This window comes from Vibrio sp. M250220 (assembly GCF_036533795.1).
In the GTDB taxonomy this organism is placed as follows: Bacteria; Pseudomonadota; Gammaproteobacteria; order Enterobacterales; family Vibrionaceae; genus Vibrio.
In genome coordinates this window covers 90,257-107,469 of the sequence record NZ_JATABI010000006.1, presented here as the reverse complement: position 1 = coordinate 107,469, position 17,213 = coordinate 90,257, and the positions used below count along the sequence as shown (strand labels likewise).

Below are 17,213 nucleotides of genomic sequence, written 5' to 3'. Positions count from 1 at the left end.
AACTTTTTCAGCATGTGATACTCTAGCCCTACTGTCTTGATCTCGCTTCAATCTAACCACCCTATTACGCACAATGATTCATAACGGTTTCTTACTCACTCGGCAGGCACGTGATGTCAGTGGCCAAACTCAAATCGAGCTGTGGCTATCAACGCCTCAAGGCCCCTCTCAACTCATTATTCGAGGTGAGAAGCCCGTTTTTTTTGTTGCACAAAGTCAGTTAGAACAATGCAAGTCTATCGCTGAACAAGAGAATCTTTTCGCAGAGTGGCGTCCACTGGAATTGACCAGCTTTGATCTGGAGTCACTAGCCGCTTGTTACACCACGACTATCAAACACTCTCAGCAGCTTAGCCGTGCATTACAGCTGGCAGATATTACGGTACTCGAAGACGATATTCGTTTGGCTGACCGCTATTTGATGGAACGTTTTATTAAAGGCGGGGTTGAGTTTAGCGGTATTGAGCAACTGGCCCCTCAAAGCCGACGATTCACATCAGTCAAGTGTCGTCAGGGGGACTACACGCCCGATCTGAAAGTCGTCTCCCTCGATATAGAGTGTTCTGAAAAAGGCATTCTCTATTCCATTGGACTTGATAGTCCGATGGATAGCCGTGTGATCATGATTGGTGATAAGCAGCCCGCCGAGACCCCTATAGAGTGGGTAAAAGATGAGAAAGCACTGCTAAACGCTCTCGTTAGCTGGTTCCAAAAGTATGACCCAGATGTGGTTATTGGCTGGAACGTTATTGACTTCGATTTTCGACTATTACACAAACGGGCAGAATGGAATCAAGTCAAATTGATGATAGGCCGTGGCCGTCAAGCGAGTTTTTTCCGAACCTCCAATACCACCCAGCAAGCCTTCGTTTCTGTACCCGGCCGCGTGATTATGGATGGCATCGATACGCTCAAAACCGCGACCTATCATTTCCGTCGCTGGTCACTTGAATCGGTATCGCAAGAGCTGCTTGGTGAGGGGAAACAGATCCATAATGTTCATGACCGAATGGATGAAATCAATCAGATGTTCCGTCGTGATAAGCCATCACTAGCGAAATACAACTTGCAGGATTGTGTACTGGTCAACAAGATATTTGCTCACACGCATCTACTCGAGTTTGCCATCGAACGATCTAGACTCACTGGCGTCGAACTCGACCGAGTGGGCGGTTCGGTCGCCGCCTTTACTAACCTTTACTTGCCGCAAATTCATCGAGCTGGCTATGTTGCACCTAATCTGCAACCTGAGAACTGGTTGGCGAGTCCTGGCGGATACGTCATGGATTCGATTCCAAACTTGTATGACTCTGTATTGGTTCTCGACTTCAAAAGTCTTTACCCATCCATCATTCGTAGCTTCTTAATCGATCCAATAGGACTGATTGAAGGCCTTCAACTCGAAGTCGGACGCAAAGCTTCTCAAGCAGTGCCAGGGTTTCGAGGTGGCCAGTTTCACCGCACTCGGCACTTCCTCCCTGAGATGATCGAAAATCTCTGGGCCGCCCGTGATGCCGCAAAGAAGAACAACGAAAAGGCATTCTCCCAAGCCATAAAGATCATCATGAACTCTTTCTATGGTGTATTGGGTTCTTCAGGCTGCCGCTTCTTTGATACTCGCCTTGCCTCGAGCATCACTATGCGTGGCCATGAGATCATGATACAAACCAAAAAGCTTATCGAAGATAAAGGTTATCGGGTCATCTACGGTGATACCGATTCAACCTTCGTCTCCTTAAACGGTCAGTTCAGCCAGCAACAAGCTGATGAGATTGGTCTCGAACTAGTCAACTATATTAACCAGTGGTGGACGACACATTTAGCGCAAGAGTATCAGCTCGATTCAACGCTCGAACTGGAGTACGAAACTCATTACAAGAAATTCTTAATGCCAACCATTCGAGGACAAGAGACGGGATCGAAGAAACGCTACGCAGGGCTGATTGGAGAAGGTGATAGTGAGCGGATCATTTTTAAGGGCTTAGAGAGCGCTCGAACCGACTGGACGCCTCTCGCGCAAGAGTTTCAGCAAACCTTATACTCGATGATTTTTCATGGCGAAAACCCGAGTGACTATGTCCGTGAATTTGTTGAGCAAACCAAAGCCGGAAAGTTCGATGACAAACTGACCTATCAAAAGCGCTTGAGACGAAGGCTGCATGAGTATCAGAAAAACGTTCCACCTCAGGTAAGAGCAGCCAGAATGGCGGATGAGATGAATGCCCAGCTTGGTAGACCTTTGCAATACCAGAACAAAGGGCAAATTGAGTACGTCATTACACTCGCAGGACCTGAACCCAAGGAATATCAAAAAAATCCGATCGATTACCAACACTATATCGATAAGCAGCTTAAACCGGTTGGCGAAGCGATATTACCCTTTATCGGTATAGACTTCAGCTCACTCAGTGAACCTCAACTTGGGCTATTTTGAAGCATAATCGATGAATTTGTCTAAAGGCAGTGATTTGGCGTAGTACCAACCCTGCACAGATATATCAGAGTCACGACAAATATGGTCGAGCTGCTCTTTGGTCTCGACACCTTCGACAATTACCTTTAGATCCAATTGCTTCGCAATCGACAGAATGCTGCCGAATACTTTTTTGCCTTTTAGAGTACTCAGTGCCAATACAAATGAACGATCGATCTTTAGATAGTCGACCTCAAATTTATTGAGATAGCTGAGAGACGAAAAGCCAGTTCCAAAATCATCGATGTGGATCTTCGCGCCCAGATTATGTAGGCGGTTAAACGCAACAACCAATGCCAGTTCATCCTCAAGTAATGACTCTTCTGTAATTTCAATATGGATATACTGCGCATGGTGCTGAATGATTTTCTCCAATTCATCAATGTAACTAGGGTCAACTAATGTTTGAGGAGTAATGTTCACACTGACAGGAATGAATAGACCCGATTTCTGCATCCGCCGTATATCTTTAATCACCTGCTTAAAAACCCAGAGATCGACATCTTTCATCAAATTGGCCTTGTCCAGCCATGGAATGAAAGAGTTCGGATATTGGAGTTTACCATCTTTATCAATTGAACGAATCAGCGCTTCACAGCCAACTGTCATCTCGGTATCACGCGACACTTGCGGCTGATACTCGATACAGAAGTCGCGCGAACTCAGTTGCTCAAGCTGATGTTCGATAAAAATGGTGCTTTTTTCCCTATCGACAGCCTGCATAATGGGATCATCCATTAACGTACGTGCTTCCTCTTGACGCCGAGCATAAAAGGTATCAAACACAGGCAACGATATTGTCTTCTCGCTTACACTCTGATTAAGTGCCCTAACCGACGGAAGATATATCACGACACCAATGGCGATATTGACAAGCTGAAGCACAACTGCCACCCAATCACCTTGTGTCGCCATCCAAGCATTTAACAATATTGGGCTATTAAACGGAACAGAGACAGTGGGCGTCACCACCCAACCAATCGATACCGCAGCCATGCTGACGACAACGTTGGTCACTGGCGCCAACAGAAACGGCAGAAATAACCTAGGGTTGAAAATAATCGGCAGACCGAACAATAAGATCTCATTAATATTGAGCAAGCCTATTGGAATGCTTGCTAACGCAATCAACTTAAACCCATGTTGTTTGGAACACAGCAACAGCGCAATCACCAGCGACAATGTTGCCCCACTGCCACCAATAAACACAAATGCACCCATAAAAGACAAGTTCATCAGATAATGAGCGTCGCCTCCTGCCAGTACAGTGGAATAGTTAAGGTTGCTCGCTTCTTCTAGCAAATCAACTAACGGAAGTAATGCGTAATACCCATGAATACCAATAAACCACAATATCGAATTGAGTGTCGCGAAGAGAACACCAAAGGTGGTTGGCTCATTGGCATAGTCCGTCGTCAACACCGAAGAGTAAGCAACCGCCGATAGACCGAGCACGAAAATGTGGTTAATGACCACCACCAACAAAGCAGTGATGAACGCAGGAATCACCATATTCAACGACTCTTTGACAATCTGCCCTGCGGACTCGGTTCTTGTCAGTTTGAATATATCAAAGCGGAGTAAATAAGCTAACAGCGGAACCGCGTACAACGGCGTTATAATCGCTAAGATTATGTGGAAGGTGAGCAGTACTTTGCTATCTGGAATTGTCTGTTCAGTGATTAATAGCAATGTAATCATCAAAAGTGCGATTGGCGGTCTTGGCAAACGCCACTGCATCGCTAAAACATAGGAGATAGTGGCCGTCATTAAAAATGGAAAAAACCGAGCGATAGCATCATGCAAATCATACAGTTGGGATATCCAAACATTGCGCCCTTCTAATATAAACTCACCAATGCTGGCAAAGAAAAGCGCAAAAGATGACAACATTAAACAGGGAATAAGCCAAACCATTCCCTCTCTAATGGCCTGCAAAGAAGGGATAACAAATCGGTGATAAAGAGAGTAATTAGAAACACCATTTAATTGGCGGTTATCCGTTCCTTGGTACATGCTAACCTCAATATGTCCATACATATAAAAGCTAGCACAATTAAACGGATAAGAAGACTTTTCTCGATATTTCTTTAGCCGACTCTAAACTCGGTCTTTTTATACTGCTTTGCTAGCCAGTCACCAAAACCATCAAGAATGCCAATGACTGAGCGTTTCGCAATCAACCTTCCTGACAACAGAATACCCAGTCTTTCAATCTCGACTTGTTTGTCAGGATAATAACGTAAAAATTGCTGACCACATTCGATAGGATCTTCGAACCACTGTTTGTCTTTGTACATCACCAAAGAATAGCTTGCTCGCAATAACTTTTTCGCGATAATTCTCTGTGCTTTGACCTGTTCTTCTGGCTTATCCGCTCGAGCAATACGGTTACGATATACGGCTACCCAATCTTCTACGTCCATATTCCAATGTTTGGCAATCTCCCAGCTAGGTTCGTAATCACCAAAACACTCAGATAAATCTTCACCATACACACACACCGCACAGTGGCGTAATAGGAATCCCCACGAGAAAATACTGTCAAGACTCGCAACATCTTGTGCCAGTGCGGTTTTAAATGAAATTTCGGTAATATGGGGGTGAGTTTTCTGAAAGCGCCATTTGATTGAGTTAAATAGGGTTGTTCTGAGATCGGAGAATCCACGGTGAGTCACCACAACCACATCGATATTCGATTGATTTGGTTTGGCGGTTTTACGTGCCACACTACCATACAAGTAGACGCTGTGAAGGTTATCCCCTAACCCACTGGTTAAAAAGCTCACCAAATCATCAATGGCGGGTTGATATTTAGGCTGAAAGGCTTGTTTTGGGTCAATAGTGGATAAATGCATTTGATTGATAACAAAATAATCGAACTCAATGCCTTAATGTTCGCTCACCACGATGGATGAATCAAGATATTCCTTCCTTAACAGGGTCAGTATATAATGCTGCCACTACCTAACATACTAAGGAATATTGTTCATGCCAAAGGCAAGTGAGCTTAAAAAAGGTTTTGCTATCGAATCTAATGGTAAAACATTGTTAATTAAAGACATCGAAGTAACCACTCCTGGTGGTCGTGGCGGCGCAAAAATCTACAAACTGCGCTGTACAGACCTAACAACAGGTGCTCGCGTTGACGAACGCTACAAATCAGATGACGTTCTAGAAACTGTCGACATGTTCAAACGTGCTTCTTCTTTCTCATATGTAGATGGCGATGAATACATATTTATGGATAACGAAGACTACACTCAATACACATTCAAGAAAGAAGAGATTGAGGACGAGTTGCTATTTGTAACTGAAGAGATCCAAGGTCTACATATCATTCTTGTTAATGGCAATGCGGTTGGTCTGGAACTTCCAGCATCAGTAGAGCTCGTTATCGAAGAAACAGACCCGTCTATCAAAGGCGCATCAGCTTCTGCTCGTACTAAACCGGCTCGTTTTTCTACAGGCCTTACTGTTCAAGTACCAGAGTACATTGCAACGGGTGACCGCATCGTGATCAACACGACTGAACGTAAATACATGAGCCGCGCATAGTCATGGCTGAATTAATGTCTTACGACGACGCGATTGATACCGCTTACGACATATTCTTGGAAATGGCGCCTGACAATCTTGAGCCAGCTGATGTGATCCTGTTCACTGCGCAATTTGATGACCGTGGTGCTGCGGAGTTAGTTGAAACAGGTGATGACTGGGCAGAGCATGTTGGCTTTGACGTCGACAAAGAAGTTTATGCTGAAGTGCGTATTGGTCTCGTAAACGAAGAAGACGATGTGCTTGATGATGTTTTTGCACGACTTTTGATTAGTCGTGATCCTGAACACAAGTTTTGCCACGCTCTTTGGAAACGTGACTAGACTTAGCGCACAAACAAAAACACCCTAGCCTTGGCTGGGGTGTTTTGTTATTGAGACCTAGGAGCGTGGAATCATACGCTCAATGCCTAATCTATCAAGCAGGATAAACTGAAACTTATCAGAGGCTTAGTCATCAACCTTAATATTTTCAACGCGGGCTTTTAATTTCTGCCCTGGGCGGAAGGTTACTACGCGACGAGCACTGATGGGAATGTCTTCACCTGTCTTCGGGTTTCGACCTGGACGTTCATTCTTGTCACGCAGATCAAAATTACCAAATCCAGACAGTTTTACCTGCTCGCCACTTTCGAGTGCCTTACGAATTTCTTCGAAAAACGCCTCAACCGTTTCCTTGGCATCCCGTTTACTGTATCCAAGATTTTCAAACAGGTTCTCAGCCAAATCGGCCTTTGTGAGCGCCATAAAACTTTCCTCAAAGCTGTGTTAAACATTGCCACCCAAAGGCAGCGCCAAAACTTTTAACCAAGCCAATCAACAACCTATCGGCTTTACCTTGGAAAGTGTATGCCAAGCTTATGATTTACGCCAACTTTTTTCTTCAATGAGCAGAGTTGAACCGTAAAAAACAACGACATAGTCTCTATCACCAACAGAATTAACAACAAATGGCTCGGCAAAATTATCTTGTACTTCAGTACATTAACGCAATATTAACATTTTAGTCAGTACAATCCTCTAAATGAAATTATTGTTGCAAATAAAGCATTGATGTGGATAAGAAAAATGGTGCAATCGGGTCTTAAAGTCCTACAAGCATAGATAATGAACCTTGTTACCATGCAATATGCTGTGTTAAAGGGTGCTTTAACTGCGCCTCATCAGCTTGCTATTTAGACGAATACTTATGTGCTCAACATCACCGATTTGATTAATTATCATGTTAAATATGAATTATTTATACCAATTTGGTTGCACACATATTCATCTGTATTAATACTAGCCATCTAAAAACAAAAATATACGACAAACGTCTATGGCTAACACAAACACCCCTGCTCCTGCCTCATCAGGAGTCGCGGACGACGCATACGCTTTATTTACGCAAATAGATCGATTATTTGGCGATAACAGTGACTTGTTTTTCCAACAAATACTGAATGAACGTCTACGTCTAGTCTGCGAAAGTGATCCGACATTGCAGGACAAAAACATCGCGACAAAGCTGATGTCTCCATTTTATTACGCGGAGCTTAAGCGTCCCCTGAGTATTGGTACAAAAGAGTGGCATCAAATTGAGCAAGATGCGCTTTTTCTGTTTGATGACTGGGCACAAGCTTGGTGCGGATATAAGATTTGGAAACTCAAAAAAGGCTACCATTCACTAAATGATTCCGCTCTTGACCAGAGACAGCGTAATCTCTCTCACAACGAAGCAGACTATTTTGACAGTGTGATCGACTGTATTGAGCATCACAAAAAACACTATTATACCTTACACTGCCAACACGCTCTTACACTGCCCGATGCCATTGTATTGATTAACCTTTCGACCTTTGTCTGGCAACATAAGTGGTATGAAATGCTTTATGAGATCAATCAATCAACCTGCGGAACGCATTTCATTTTGGCAACTCGAGTAGCAGATTCAGATAGCGCACTGATAGTCGCCAGCGCCAAAATAAATCACCATACACACGCTGAACAGTGGCTCTACTTTTCCCCATTTTTTCAAACCGATAGTTGGCAATTGCTTGCAACAAAAAAAACCGTCGACCAACTTACTGACCACGGTTTGTTAGACAATCAAGACATTCCAAGGCATTCATCTGCCCATTTTGAAAACTCGTTGTGGCAGAAGATAGTGTCACACCAACAGTGTTGTGAAGTCATCCGTCTTACCGTTAGCGGCAATCAGTCTCAGATGATTTTCTATCTCTATTTGGCTCAGAAGCGTTTAATGGAACAGTTGTTCTCACTCCGTTATAAAATTGCATTTGTTGTGATTGAGCAACCTTTAATGATTCAGTACTATTTGAGCTTAGGCGAAACGGTGTTCAGTCAGCTCAGTACGAGCCACGTTTCTAGTTCAGAGTTTGCCACCTATAAAGGACTGTGGTTTATCCAACCACTCAATCAAGAGCTAGCGAGAGCGAGCTATAAAAGCTACAAAAAACTCACCATCCGTCAGCTAAGAAAATATCGAAATCATGGACACAAACCTCACTATGCTTAGTTACTTAACCACTCATCTACTTTATCCAAAGGCAGTGGTGTTAATACTAACGGCACTACTGGTTTTTGTCTGGGCAGGCTATTTCTGTTCAACGCTGGCGAAAAAACATGGCTTTTCTAGCATCAAGCAGTATCTCTACTATGTCTCCTACACATTGGGCTTGTTTGTCTGGATTTGCAGCAACGCGTATTTTCATACTGGCTTGTTGCCCGATTGGGGAGCAAAAAGTGCCATTACAATGGCCGTTATCGCTAACTTGTCAGCACTGCTGGCCTTTGGCTCTGCCTACTTTTTTTCTGCAAAACTGAGAGCACATTACACAGACAGCCATACCAGTCTGTGGCAGCTCGCCTTCGCCACCACAATTATTGTGATGTGTACTGTGGTAAACCTTATTCCCGGGTTGACTATCTTAGGTGTGACGATAGAGGGGCCAAGCCGATTTGTACTTGAATTTGGCCATTATACTCAACCATTCTTCATTGGTTTGACTCTGCTGTTTGCTTTAACGTTTGCCAATCTATTATCCATCAAGCGATCAAGTAACCGCATCCGTCGCACTCGGATTAACTACATGATCCTCGGAATGACCATTTTCATGGCCTCTACCGCGGTCATACAGTTGGGTTTCACTTACTTCTTTAATGACTTCTCCTTGACTTGGCTGCCACCTGCATTGTCAGTCAGTGAAATGCTATTTATGGGCTATGCGATACTGGCCTCTCGTTTTTACAGTTTTCGCTACCTGTGTTTGGTTGCTTGCTCTTTACTGCTTACTGCTGCGGCTTACACGGGAGTTATCGCGCTGTTTAAGCCCCTCGACTATCTCAGCACCGCTACGGTGATTACTTTGCTGATCACTATTGGTATTTCATGGCCATACGCGTCTCAAGTGATGAGAAGTTGTCTCAGCTTCGTTCTGTACGGTTCATCTACGCCCCCTACAGATAAAATTGCCCATTTAGAAGAAGAGTTTCAAAACTCACCATCGAAAGCGATAGAAGCATTGGCTAGCTACCTTGGAGTGCCAAGTGACAAGCTGAAATTACTCGATGACTATCAAGGGGCAAGTCTCTATCGCACGTACTTTGAAAATCATTCGACGCCTTTGGTGATCGACGAGTTGGAAGACGCAATAGAACAAACCAGTAACGCCGAGCTTTCCAATTTGCATACCAATATGAATCAGATGGATTCAGCATTGGTCTTGCCGATTTACGAAGGTAAGAACAAACTCTCTCACGTTTTAGTCTCAAGTCATAAACAAGGTGACGTTAATTTCTCATTCGAAGAGCTGCGAGCGCTGGAGAGGGTACTGAAAAAAGTTCAAGTGCACATAAACTATGAGCGTAAAGTTAAACAGTCACAGGCACTTGCTAACTCTATCGCCCATGAGATGAGAAATCCTCTCGCACAAGTACAATATGAGTTTGAATCTCTGGAAAGCAAACTGAATAACATCAAAGACCAGAATGATCTGTTTCGTCATGTTCATAGTGGCAAGCAAGCGATTCGTCGCGGCAGACAACTGATTGACATCATTCTTCGGGAGGTCAATAGCTCATCTCTCGATCAAGAGCCATCGGAAGCGACCTCTATTCGTCACGCCATTCATAGTGCGATCAATCAATATGGCTTTGAGAGCGAAGATGAATTTAATCGGATAGAGCTGAACCTTGAGAATGACTTTGTCGTTAAGATCAACGATACCCTGTTTAATTTTGTGCTGTTCAACCTATTACGCAATGCTATCTACTATTTTGATTCGTACCCAAAAAGCAGGATCGAAATCCGTACTGAAGTCGGCCTATATGAAAATCATGTCATCTTCCGAGACTCTGGACCTGGTATTCCTCAGGTTTTACTCTCACGTATTTTCGATGACTTTTTCAGCCACAATAAGAGTGGTGGTAGTGGGCTAGGTTTAGGCTACTGTCAACGCGTCATGACGTCCTTTGGGGGTGGAATAAGTTGTCATTCTCTACCAGGCGAATTTACAGAATTTACTCTGACCTTCCCTTCTTCTAGCGTACGACTTGATGAAATAAAAACGTCACCTATCGCACCAACGGCGATCGATTTTGCCCCACCAATTAATCCTCAAGTGGCAAAAGGTGAACTAGGTTTTGTTGCTAAGTCATCACATATGATTTTGGTCGTGGATGACAAAGAGATTCAGCGGACACTCGTTAAGCTCTATTTGGAGCAGCTTGGCTATGGTGTTGTGCTTGCTAACAACGGTAAAGTCGCAATCGAGATCATCCAAAGCAATCCCATTGATCTGGTGTTTATGGATATTCAGATGCCGATTATGGATGGTTTTGAGGCAGCAAACATTATACGTCAGTCATATCCAGCTATCCCTATCATTGCTCTTTCTGGTGAATCCGGAGAAAAAGATGTGCAAAGGATGAGCGAGCTTATGGATGGACGCCTATCAAAACCAACAACCAAAGACGCACTCGATACCATTCTGAAGTCAACTCTAGGACAAGAAATTCATTCGTAGCCACTGTATAGCAAAAGAGCAGATGCGCCTGTCAAACAATTGGCAATTCTGCTCTCAATTCGACTCGCATTTTGCATATCTGAAACCGTACCGCGAACGAATTTTCAGCAGCGGTATCCATCTCTATTAACGGCGAACGGCACCAATCATCGGGTTGTGATTAATTTGAACATCAAGTGGCACCGATTATGCTTTCTTTCGTACAACGAAGTAAAAGCGGCAAAGATTCTTCTTTGCGCTGATGTAAGAGGTACTGTTATGGAAGTTCAGCGTCACACCTACTATCGTCTGATTCATCACGGAATCAAGACTCTGCTCGTGGACCGTATTGGCCACTTCACCGAGCTTGAGTACCACGAATACCTCAACGGCATGACAGGCAAATCCAGTTGTTTTGCTATGAGTGACGAAGAGTTGCAATTTACGGTAGACAGTTTGCGTAGCGAAGGTTATCTCGAAGATTACAAGCGTTACATAGCCTAATCTCCCTACCTTGCTGTTAGTAGAGAAACCCGAGTTTGCCATTAAGCCCTTTGTCTTAACCAGAGATTTGGTTAGACTGAGGGCTTCTTGTTACACAAAAGACCATGCCAATGAAACAACTCATCGACTTCATCCCCCTAATTATCTTTTTCGCTTTGTATAAGCTGTTTGATATTTACGTCGCAACAGGGGCGCTGATCATTGCTTCCGCGGTTCAAATCGCTTTGACCTATATGATCTATAAGAAAATCGAGAAAATGCAGTTCATCACCTTCTTGATGGTTGCCGTATTCGGTGGAATGACAATTTTCTTACACGATGACAATTTCATTAAGTGGAAAGTGACCATCGTCTACATGGTGTTTGCTATTGGTCTTGCCGTCAGCCACCTCTTAGGCAAGTCTGCGATCAAAGGGATGCTGGGCAAAGAAATTTCTCTTCCTGAACCTGTGTGGGCTAAGGTCACTTGGGCATGGGTTGCCTTTTTCTCTTTCTGTGCCGCTTTAAACATCTATGTCGCATTTCAGTTACCATTGGATATCTGGGTAAACTTTAAGGTGTTTGGCTTACTCGCTGCCACGTTTGCGTTCACCCTAGTGACCGGGCTCTATATCTACAAGCATGTACCAAAATAGAACAACGAGGCGAGCGCTGGCGAATAAGTGAATAGTTTTGTTACAATACCTCTTTTACAGCGACCACTTTGGTCACTGTGTCGTTTGTAGTGGATGTCAAAATGAGCCAAGAAATTAATACACCAAAAGGTCAGCTCCTACTTAGAACCCTTGCCATGCCAGCCGATACCAATGCCAATGGCGACATTTTCGGCGGTTGGATTATGTCTCAACTTGACCTTGCTGGAGGGATTCTCGCCAAGGAAATTTCTTCAGGTCGAATCGTGACAGTGTCCGTCTCTAGCATCACTTTTAAGAAACCTGTTCGTGTTGGAGATGTGGTTTGCTGTTACGGTGAATGTACACGTATTGGTCGTACATCAATGAGTATCGACTTACAGGTGTGGGTGAAACCAGTAAAAGAGCACGGTCTTGAAGATCGCTTTATGGTTTGTGACGCCACATTTAACTATGTCGCTATTGACGCAGATGGCAAACCTCGACCAGTACAATAAGTTCATGGCATAGACGAAATAACACCAAATCAATACTTTTAAAAACCAGTATTTAAGGTAGAGTAACCACCAACGGTTACATCATCGATATAAGGATATCTGTACATGTGGTATGTCATCTTTTCACAAGACGTAGAGAACTCATTAGAAAAACGACTGAGTGTCCGCCCTGCTCACCTAGAGCGTTTACAGGCACTGCAAGATGAAGGTCGTTTGCTAACGGCGGGGCCTATGCCTGCCATTGATTCTGACAACCCTGGTGAAGCTGGTTTTACTGGTTCCACCGTTATTGCAGAGTTTGATTCTTTGCAACAAGCGCAAGAGTGGGCTGATGCTGATCCGTACATTGAAGCTGGTGTATACGAAAAGGTTATTGTTAAACCTTTTAAGAAAGTCTTCTAATTATGCCATCTGTGTTTAAAACTCTCTCGATCTTAATGGTCGCACTGGTTGTTGCTGGATGCTCTTCTGCTTCAGCCGAGAAAGAGCGTCAACTCTCGCTGTTGGCGAATACTCGCGCTAATCTACTGGCGTCTAAGCTTCCGCTAGAAGCGGGGCCGCTTTCAATAATGCGCGCAAATTCTAATGGTTCAACCGTTGAGATTATGATGGTTTACAACGCTGATGCCCTCGGTGCAAAGCCTGCCACGCAGGTCATGAACAACAGCATCAACACGTATTGTACTGTTGCCGACACCAAAGCTAACTTAGAGGTTGGATTGAGTTATCGGATTAAAATGCGTAACAGCCGAGGCCAGTTGATTGCAGACGAGATAGTCACGCATGAACGCTGTTTGAACGCCAAACGCTAACCGCAGTTGTGTATACAAATTCAAAACCTCGCTTATGCGAGGTTTTTTTATTCCCCAAACTCAACGGATTGCTGTACAATAAGTTCAATAATATAGTCACACAGATCATATTTCACGCAGTCTTAACATACTGACTATGCTTACAAAGTAGGCTAATGCGGATACACATTGGTCTTTAATCTGGATACACAGCTAATACTTGGAGTTATTATGAAAAAAATTCTTACTGCAGTGGCTATCTCTACAGCGTTCGCCTCTTCTTTCGCTGTTGCTTCATCCCCAGTGATGTTCTCTTCTATCAATGATTTTAATGCACCAGATAACTCACAAGTTTCTGGCGTTCGTCTCGCAGCTCTACACGGTAAAGTAGACCAAGTGAAAGGTGTCGACTTTGCGATTGTCGGTATGTCTGAGACCAATACAACAACAGGCGTTAACTTTGGCCTCTTTTTAGGCGCTTCAAAAGTGAATCAAGAAATGACCGGCGCCTCTCTTGGTCTATTCAACTGGAATGAAGGGTTAACTACCGGGGTTAACCTTGGTGCGGTTAACATTACCAACAACGTGAATGGCGCAAACGTGAGTTTTGTTAACTACTCTGAAGGCGACACCATGGTCGACGTGGGGGCGGTTAACCTGTCGAGCGAGTCAACCGTTCAAGTAGGCGTGTTCAACAAGACAAGTAAAATTGAAGGGGTTCAAATCGGCCTAATCAACTGTGCTGATAACGGCTTCCTACCTTGTTTCCCAATCGTGAACTTCGCTAAGTAACACTCCAATCTTCATCTCAAACCAGTCGTAATATACGACTGGTTTTTTTTGTTCCCCAAATAGGCCTTAGTAGCAAATGATCACAAAGTAAAGTCGCAATAAATTTATGTGAATTTTTTATTTCACTACCCTTTTTCAGTCTCCGTGCAACTCCCCTTCTAATTTCAATGCAATAGCCCATTTTGATCATGGTTTCATAACTGAAACAGAGTTCTTAAAAACCAAAATAGAACAAAAAATAATCAAATTAGATTGACGCTGGAAACATCCACTTCTAACTTTTCATATTAGTGTCATAACCAAGGAGGATCACCGCATGAAACGTGCTAGTAACTCATACCGTCTTCAGTTGATTAAAGAAGTTGCCACCAGGCAAGACCGGCTGAAAAGCGGTGATCCAATGGCAAGTTATATTCAGCATTTGATCGACGATCAACCCTCTTGCGAAAAGCATACCGAAGCTAACCATCGTTTCTCTGGTAGCCATTTTGATGAGCACGCCGGAGGATGGGTTAGCGACCGATGGGGGTTAAAGTAAGTAGGCGTCTATTTAACGGGATAGAGAGATTGTACGCACACTCTTAGTAAAATCTCTCTTTGTTCTGTCTCGGTCAGTTGGTACCAAAGATAACGTTCTTCACGGCTTCTACCACAGCCTAAACAGAAACCTTTTGTGTCAACTTGACAATAGCCTATACAAGGGTTGGGTATTTGATTTCAAAAAAGAGCTTGTTGAGGGCTATCCGTACTATCTTGATCGATGCGATCTACTGAATCTCGTTTGATTTTTCTCAGGTATCGCTGTCGGCATAGCTTGATGACATGCAGTTGCTGGGCGGGCGTCATGGTTAACCAATTAAAGCGCTCTTCTCTTTTACGCATACACCCTTTGCAGTAGCCTTTTTCATCTACTGTGCATACGCCTACGCAAGGACTTGGTACGACAAAAAACTCTAACTGTTCCAAACGGTCACCCATTTGCTAAAAGCACAAATTACACTCTACGGCATCTATAATTAGATGTTTATCAATAAGTTCCAATATGTGATTTAGACCAAACTATGACTCTCCTCTGACAAAAACAGTGTTTTATTAATTATACTGAAACCATCAAAGCCGAAGCTAAAAGGCTTATTATCTACTTATTGGAGTTGATTTATTATGAAGCTTAGTCCAAAAATGTTACTTGCAGCAATTACCCTACCTGTTGTAGTGACCGCATGTGCAAGCAATGGTGACGATGTGAAACAAATTACAGCTCAGGATCTCCAACACCACAACTGGGAGTTGGTTAGCATTGACGGTAAAGATATTGTACTAGAAGGCCGCCAGCAAGCTCCTCGCCTAGAGGTTGGCGAAAAGATGACAGCGAATGGTAACGCGGGCTGTAATAACTTCTTTGGTCAAGCTGAACTAAAAGACAACCAGTTCCGCATTGAAAAGATGGGCATGACCATGAAAATGTGCGTCGGCGATGTGATGGACGTTGAACAAGCATTTTCTCAAACACTCTCTGACTGGAGTGACATGACATTGACCAATGATTCAATGGTACTGAAAAACGACGTTCACACGCTTACGTTCAAATTGAGCGATTGGAAAAACTAATTCGACGCGTCAAGTCATCCTATTTTAGAAGCAGCCTTTCGGGCTGCTTTTTTACTTATTGCGACTCACTTTTTACACGATCCATCCACTTTTACCTCAAATATATAATAAACCTATCTTTTTTCAGTCATAATGAATGAATAAGTGAATTGTTCCGGTCTAACTCAATGGCCGATAGCAACAACCAACTAACAGGGACCATTATGACAAGGCTGATCACTTTACTTTCAACATTAATCGTGTCTTTTTCATCATTCGCAACTGATACTTGGCAGCAAACGATCGAACAAGCAAAAGGACAAACGGTATACTTCCACGCTTGGGGAGGCAGCCAAGAAATTAACCGCTATATCCAATGGGCGAATAGCCAGCTTCAATCTCAATACGGCGTCACACTGCAACACGTTAAAGTTACGGATATTGCTGAAACCACCAGCCGCCTAATTGCTGAAAAAGCCGCAGGAAAAAACAGCGGTGGTAGCGTTGATATGGTTTGGATCAATGGCGAAAACTTCAAATCAATGAAAGACAATCAATTGCTGTTTGGTCCATTTACAACTCGCCTACCTAATTGGCAATATGTCGACAAAACATTGCCGATAGACGTTGATTTTTCTGAACCTACAGAAGGCTTAGAAGCACCTTGGGGTGTGGGGCAACTGGTATTTATTCATGACAAGTTGAAACTCAATAACCCACCGACTTCGTTTAATGAGATGTTAAGCTATGCGAACGCTTTTCCAAATCGCCTAAGCTATCCTCGCCCACCAGAATTCCATGGCACCAGCTTCCTAAAAGCACTGCTGATTGAACTGACCAACAACGACGCTTCGTTAATGCAGCCAATTGATGAGAAGAGTTTTGCCATCATTACTCAACCTTTATGGCAATATTTGGATGAATTCCACAAAGTGGCTTGGCGTGGGGGTAAACAATTTCCATCAGGTACAACAGAGTCAATTCAGTTGCTCGACGATGGCCAGATCGATCTAGCTATCACCTTCAACCCTAATGCTGTGTATTCCGCCCAAGCAAATGGCAATCTTGCGAACTCAACCCAAGCCTATGCGATGGATAACGGTGCACTATCGAACATTCACTTCTTAGCGATTCCATGGAATGCCAACGCGAGCGCAGGGGCACAAGTCGCCATCAACTTTTTGTTAAGCCCAGATGCCCAATCACGCAAGGGGGATACTAAGATTTGGGGCGATCCATCCGTATTGAGTAGCCAATATCTCACTGGAACGGCCAAAAATACTCAGCAGTTCAAATCTATCGCCGAGCCTCACCCAAGTTGGCAAAATGCGTTAGAGCAAGAATGGCTTAAACGTTACGGAAACTAGAAGTGAT

The 17,213-nt window shown here is 43.6% G+C and carries 19 protein-coding genes; 14 read left to right on the top strand and 5 right to left on the bottom strand.

Going from position 1 to position 17,213, the window contains the following annotated elements; genetic code table 11:
* The first annotated feature begins 73 nt into the window (after window positions 1–73).
* Window positions 74–2,434: a DNA polymerase II gene (locus tag QTN94_RS04340; protein ID WP_331427001.1), complete on the top strand. Its 2,361-nt coding sequence runs from the start codon at window positions 74–76 to the stop codon at window positions 2,432–2,434.
* Here the strand turns inward: QTN94_RS04340 and QTN94_RS04335 are convergent.
* Window positions 2,426–4,489, bottom strand: coding sequence for a PTS sugar transporter subunit IIC/EAL domain-containing protein (locus tag QTN94_RS04335; protein WP_443088780.1), 2,064 nt, complete (start codon window positions 4,487–4,489; stop codon window positions 2,426–2,428). The two genes, QTN94_RS04340 and QTN94_RS04335, sit on opposite strands and share 9 nt — an antisense overlap.
* Before the next feature lie 74 nt (window positions 4,490–4,563).
* Window positions 4,564–5,331, bottom strand: a complete 768-nt coding sequence (locus QTN94_RS04330) for a nucleotidyltransferase domain-containing protein (RefSeq protein WP_331427000.1) — start codon at window positions 5,329–5,331, stop codon at window positions 4,564–4,566.
* Between the two features lie 133 nt (window positions 5,332–5,464).
* Here QTN94_RS04330 and yeiP point away from each other — a divergent pair, with 133 nt between their 5' ends.
* Window positions 5,465–6,031: an elongation factor P-like protein YeiP gene (gene yeiP, locus QTN94_RS04325; RefSeq protein ID WP_138970361.1), complete on the top strand. Its 567-nt coding sequence runs from the start codon at window positions 5,465–5,467 to the stop codon at window positions 6,029–6,031.
* Window positions 6,032–6,033: 2 nt separating this feature from the next.
* The gene (locus tag QTN94_RS04320) at window positions 6,034–6,354 is read left to right on the top strand and encodes an HI1450 family dsDNA-mimic protein (protein ID WP_138970360.1); all 321 of its coding nucleotides are present in this window, start codon (window positions 6,034–6,036) and stop codon (window positions 6,352–6,354) included.
* A 126-nt stretch (window positions 6,355–6,480) separates the two neighbouring features.
* Here QTN94_RS04320 and ihfA read toward each other — a convergent pair whose 3' ends face one another.
* The gene (ihfA, locus tag QTN94_RS04315; RefSeq protein ID WP_331418553.1) at window positions 6,481–6,777 is read right to left on the bottom strand and encodes an integration host factor subunit alpha; all 297 of its coding nucleotides are present in this window, start codon (window positions 6,775–6,777) and stop codon (window positions 6,481–6,483) included.
* A gap of 571 nt (window positions 6,778–7,348) precedes the next feature.
* Between ihfA and QTN94_RS04310 the strand changes: the two genes are divergently transcribed.
* The 9 genes from QTN94_RS04310 (at window position 7,349) to QTN94_RS04270 (ending at window position 14,790) form a co-directional block, all read left to right on the top strand.
* The gene (locus QTN94_RS04310) at window positions 7,349–8,548 is read left to right on the top strand and encodes an acyl-homoserine-lactone synthase (protein WP_331426999.1); all 1,200 of its coding nucleotides are present in this window, start codon (window positions 7,349–7,351) and stop codon (window positions 8,546–8,548) included.
* The gene (locus tag QTN94_RS04305) at window positions 8,541–11,057 is read left to right on the top strand and encodes a response regulator (RefSeq protein WP_331427020.1); all 2,517 of its coding nucleotides are present in this window, start codon (window positions 8,541–8,543) and stop codon (window positions 11,055–11,057) included. The genes QTN94_RS04310 and QTN94_RS04305 overlap by 8 nt, the downstream gene beginning before the upstream one ends.
* A gap of 258 nt (window positions 11,058–11,315) precedes the next feature.
* Window positions 11,316–11,540: a hypothetical protein gene (locus QTN94_RS04300; RefSeq protein WP_138970393.1), complete on the top strand. Its 225-nt coding sequence runs from the start codon at window positions 11,316–11,318 to the stop codon at window positions 11,538–11,540.
* Window positions 11,541–11,650: 110 nt separating this feature from the next.
* Window positions 11,651–12,175, top strand: a complete 525-nt coding sequence (locus QTN94_RS04295; protein WP_331426998.1) for a septation protein A — start codon at window positions 11,651–11,653, stop codon at window positions 12,173–12,175.
* A 101-nt stretch (window positions 12,176–12,276) separates the two neighbouring features.
* Entirely contained in the window at window positions 12,277–12,669 is a 393-nt protein-coding gene (yciA, locus tag QTN94_RS04290; RefSeq protein WP_331415866.1) for an acyl-CoA thioester hydrolase YciA, read from the top strand.
* Window positions 12,670–12,774: 105 nt separating this feature from the next.
* On the top strand, window positions 12,775–13,071 hold the full coding sequence (locus QTN94_RS04285) for a YciI family protein (protein ID WP_004746701.1): 297 nt from the start codon (window positions 12,775–12,777) through the stop codon (window positions 13,069–13,071).
* A 2-nt stretch (window positions 13,072–13,073) separates the two neighbouring features.
* Entirely contained in the window at window positions 13,074–13,481 is a 408-nt protein-coding gene (locus QTN94_RS04280) for a GspS/AspS pilotin family protein (protein ID WP_331426997.1), read from the top strand.
* A 210-nt stretch (window positions 13,482–13,691) separates the two neighbouring features.
* Window positions 13,692–14,252 (top strand): VC2662 family protein, encoded by a 561-nt coding sequence (locus QTN94_RS04275; RefSeq protein ID WP_269377335.1) that lies wholly within the window; start codon window positions 13,692–13,694, stop codon window positions 14,250–14,252.
* Window positions 14,253–14,568: 316 nt separating this feature from the next.
* A complete protein-coding gene (locus QTN94_RS04270; protein ID WP_269377334.1) occupies window positions 14,569–14,790 on the top strand; it encodes a hypothetical protein in 222 nt (73 codons plus the stop codon).
* An 8-nt stretch (window positions 14,791–14,798) separates the two neighbouring features.
* Here QTN94_RS04270 and QTN94_RS20630 read toward each other — a convergent pair whose 3' ends face one another.
* Entirely contained in the window at window positions 14,799–14,948 is a 150-nt protein-coding gene (locus tag QTN94_RS20630) for a DUF1289 domain-containing protein (protein ID WP_443088779.1), read from the bottom strand.
* A 21-nt stretch (window positions 14,949–14,969) separates the two neighbouring features.
* Entirely contained in the window at window positions 14,970–15,218 is a 249-nt protein-coding gene (locus tag QTN94_RS04265) for a DUF1289 domain-containing protein (RefSeq protein WP_331415868.1), read from the bottom strand.
* A gap of 195 nt (window positions 15,219–15,413) precedes the next feature.
* Between QTN94_RS04265 and QTN94_RS04260 the strand changes: the two genes are divergently transcribed.
* Window positions 15,414–15,860: an META domain-containing protein gene (locus QTN94_RS04260; protein ID WP_269377331.1), complete on the top strand. Its 447-nt coding sequence runs from the start codon at window positions 15,414–15,416 to the stop codon at window positions 15,858–15,860.
* A 203-nt stretch (window positions 15,861–16,063) separates the two neighbouring features.
* Entirely contained in the window at window positions 16,064–17,206 is a 1,143-nt protein-coding gene (locus QTN94_RS04255) for an ABC transporter substrate-binding protein (RefSeq protein ID WP_331415869.1), read from the top strand.
* Window positions 17,207–17,213 lie beyond the last annotated feature (7 nt).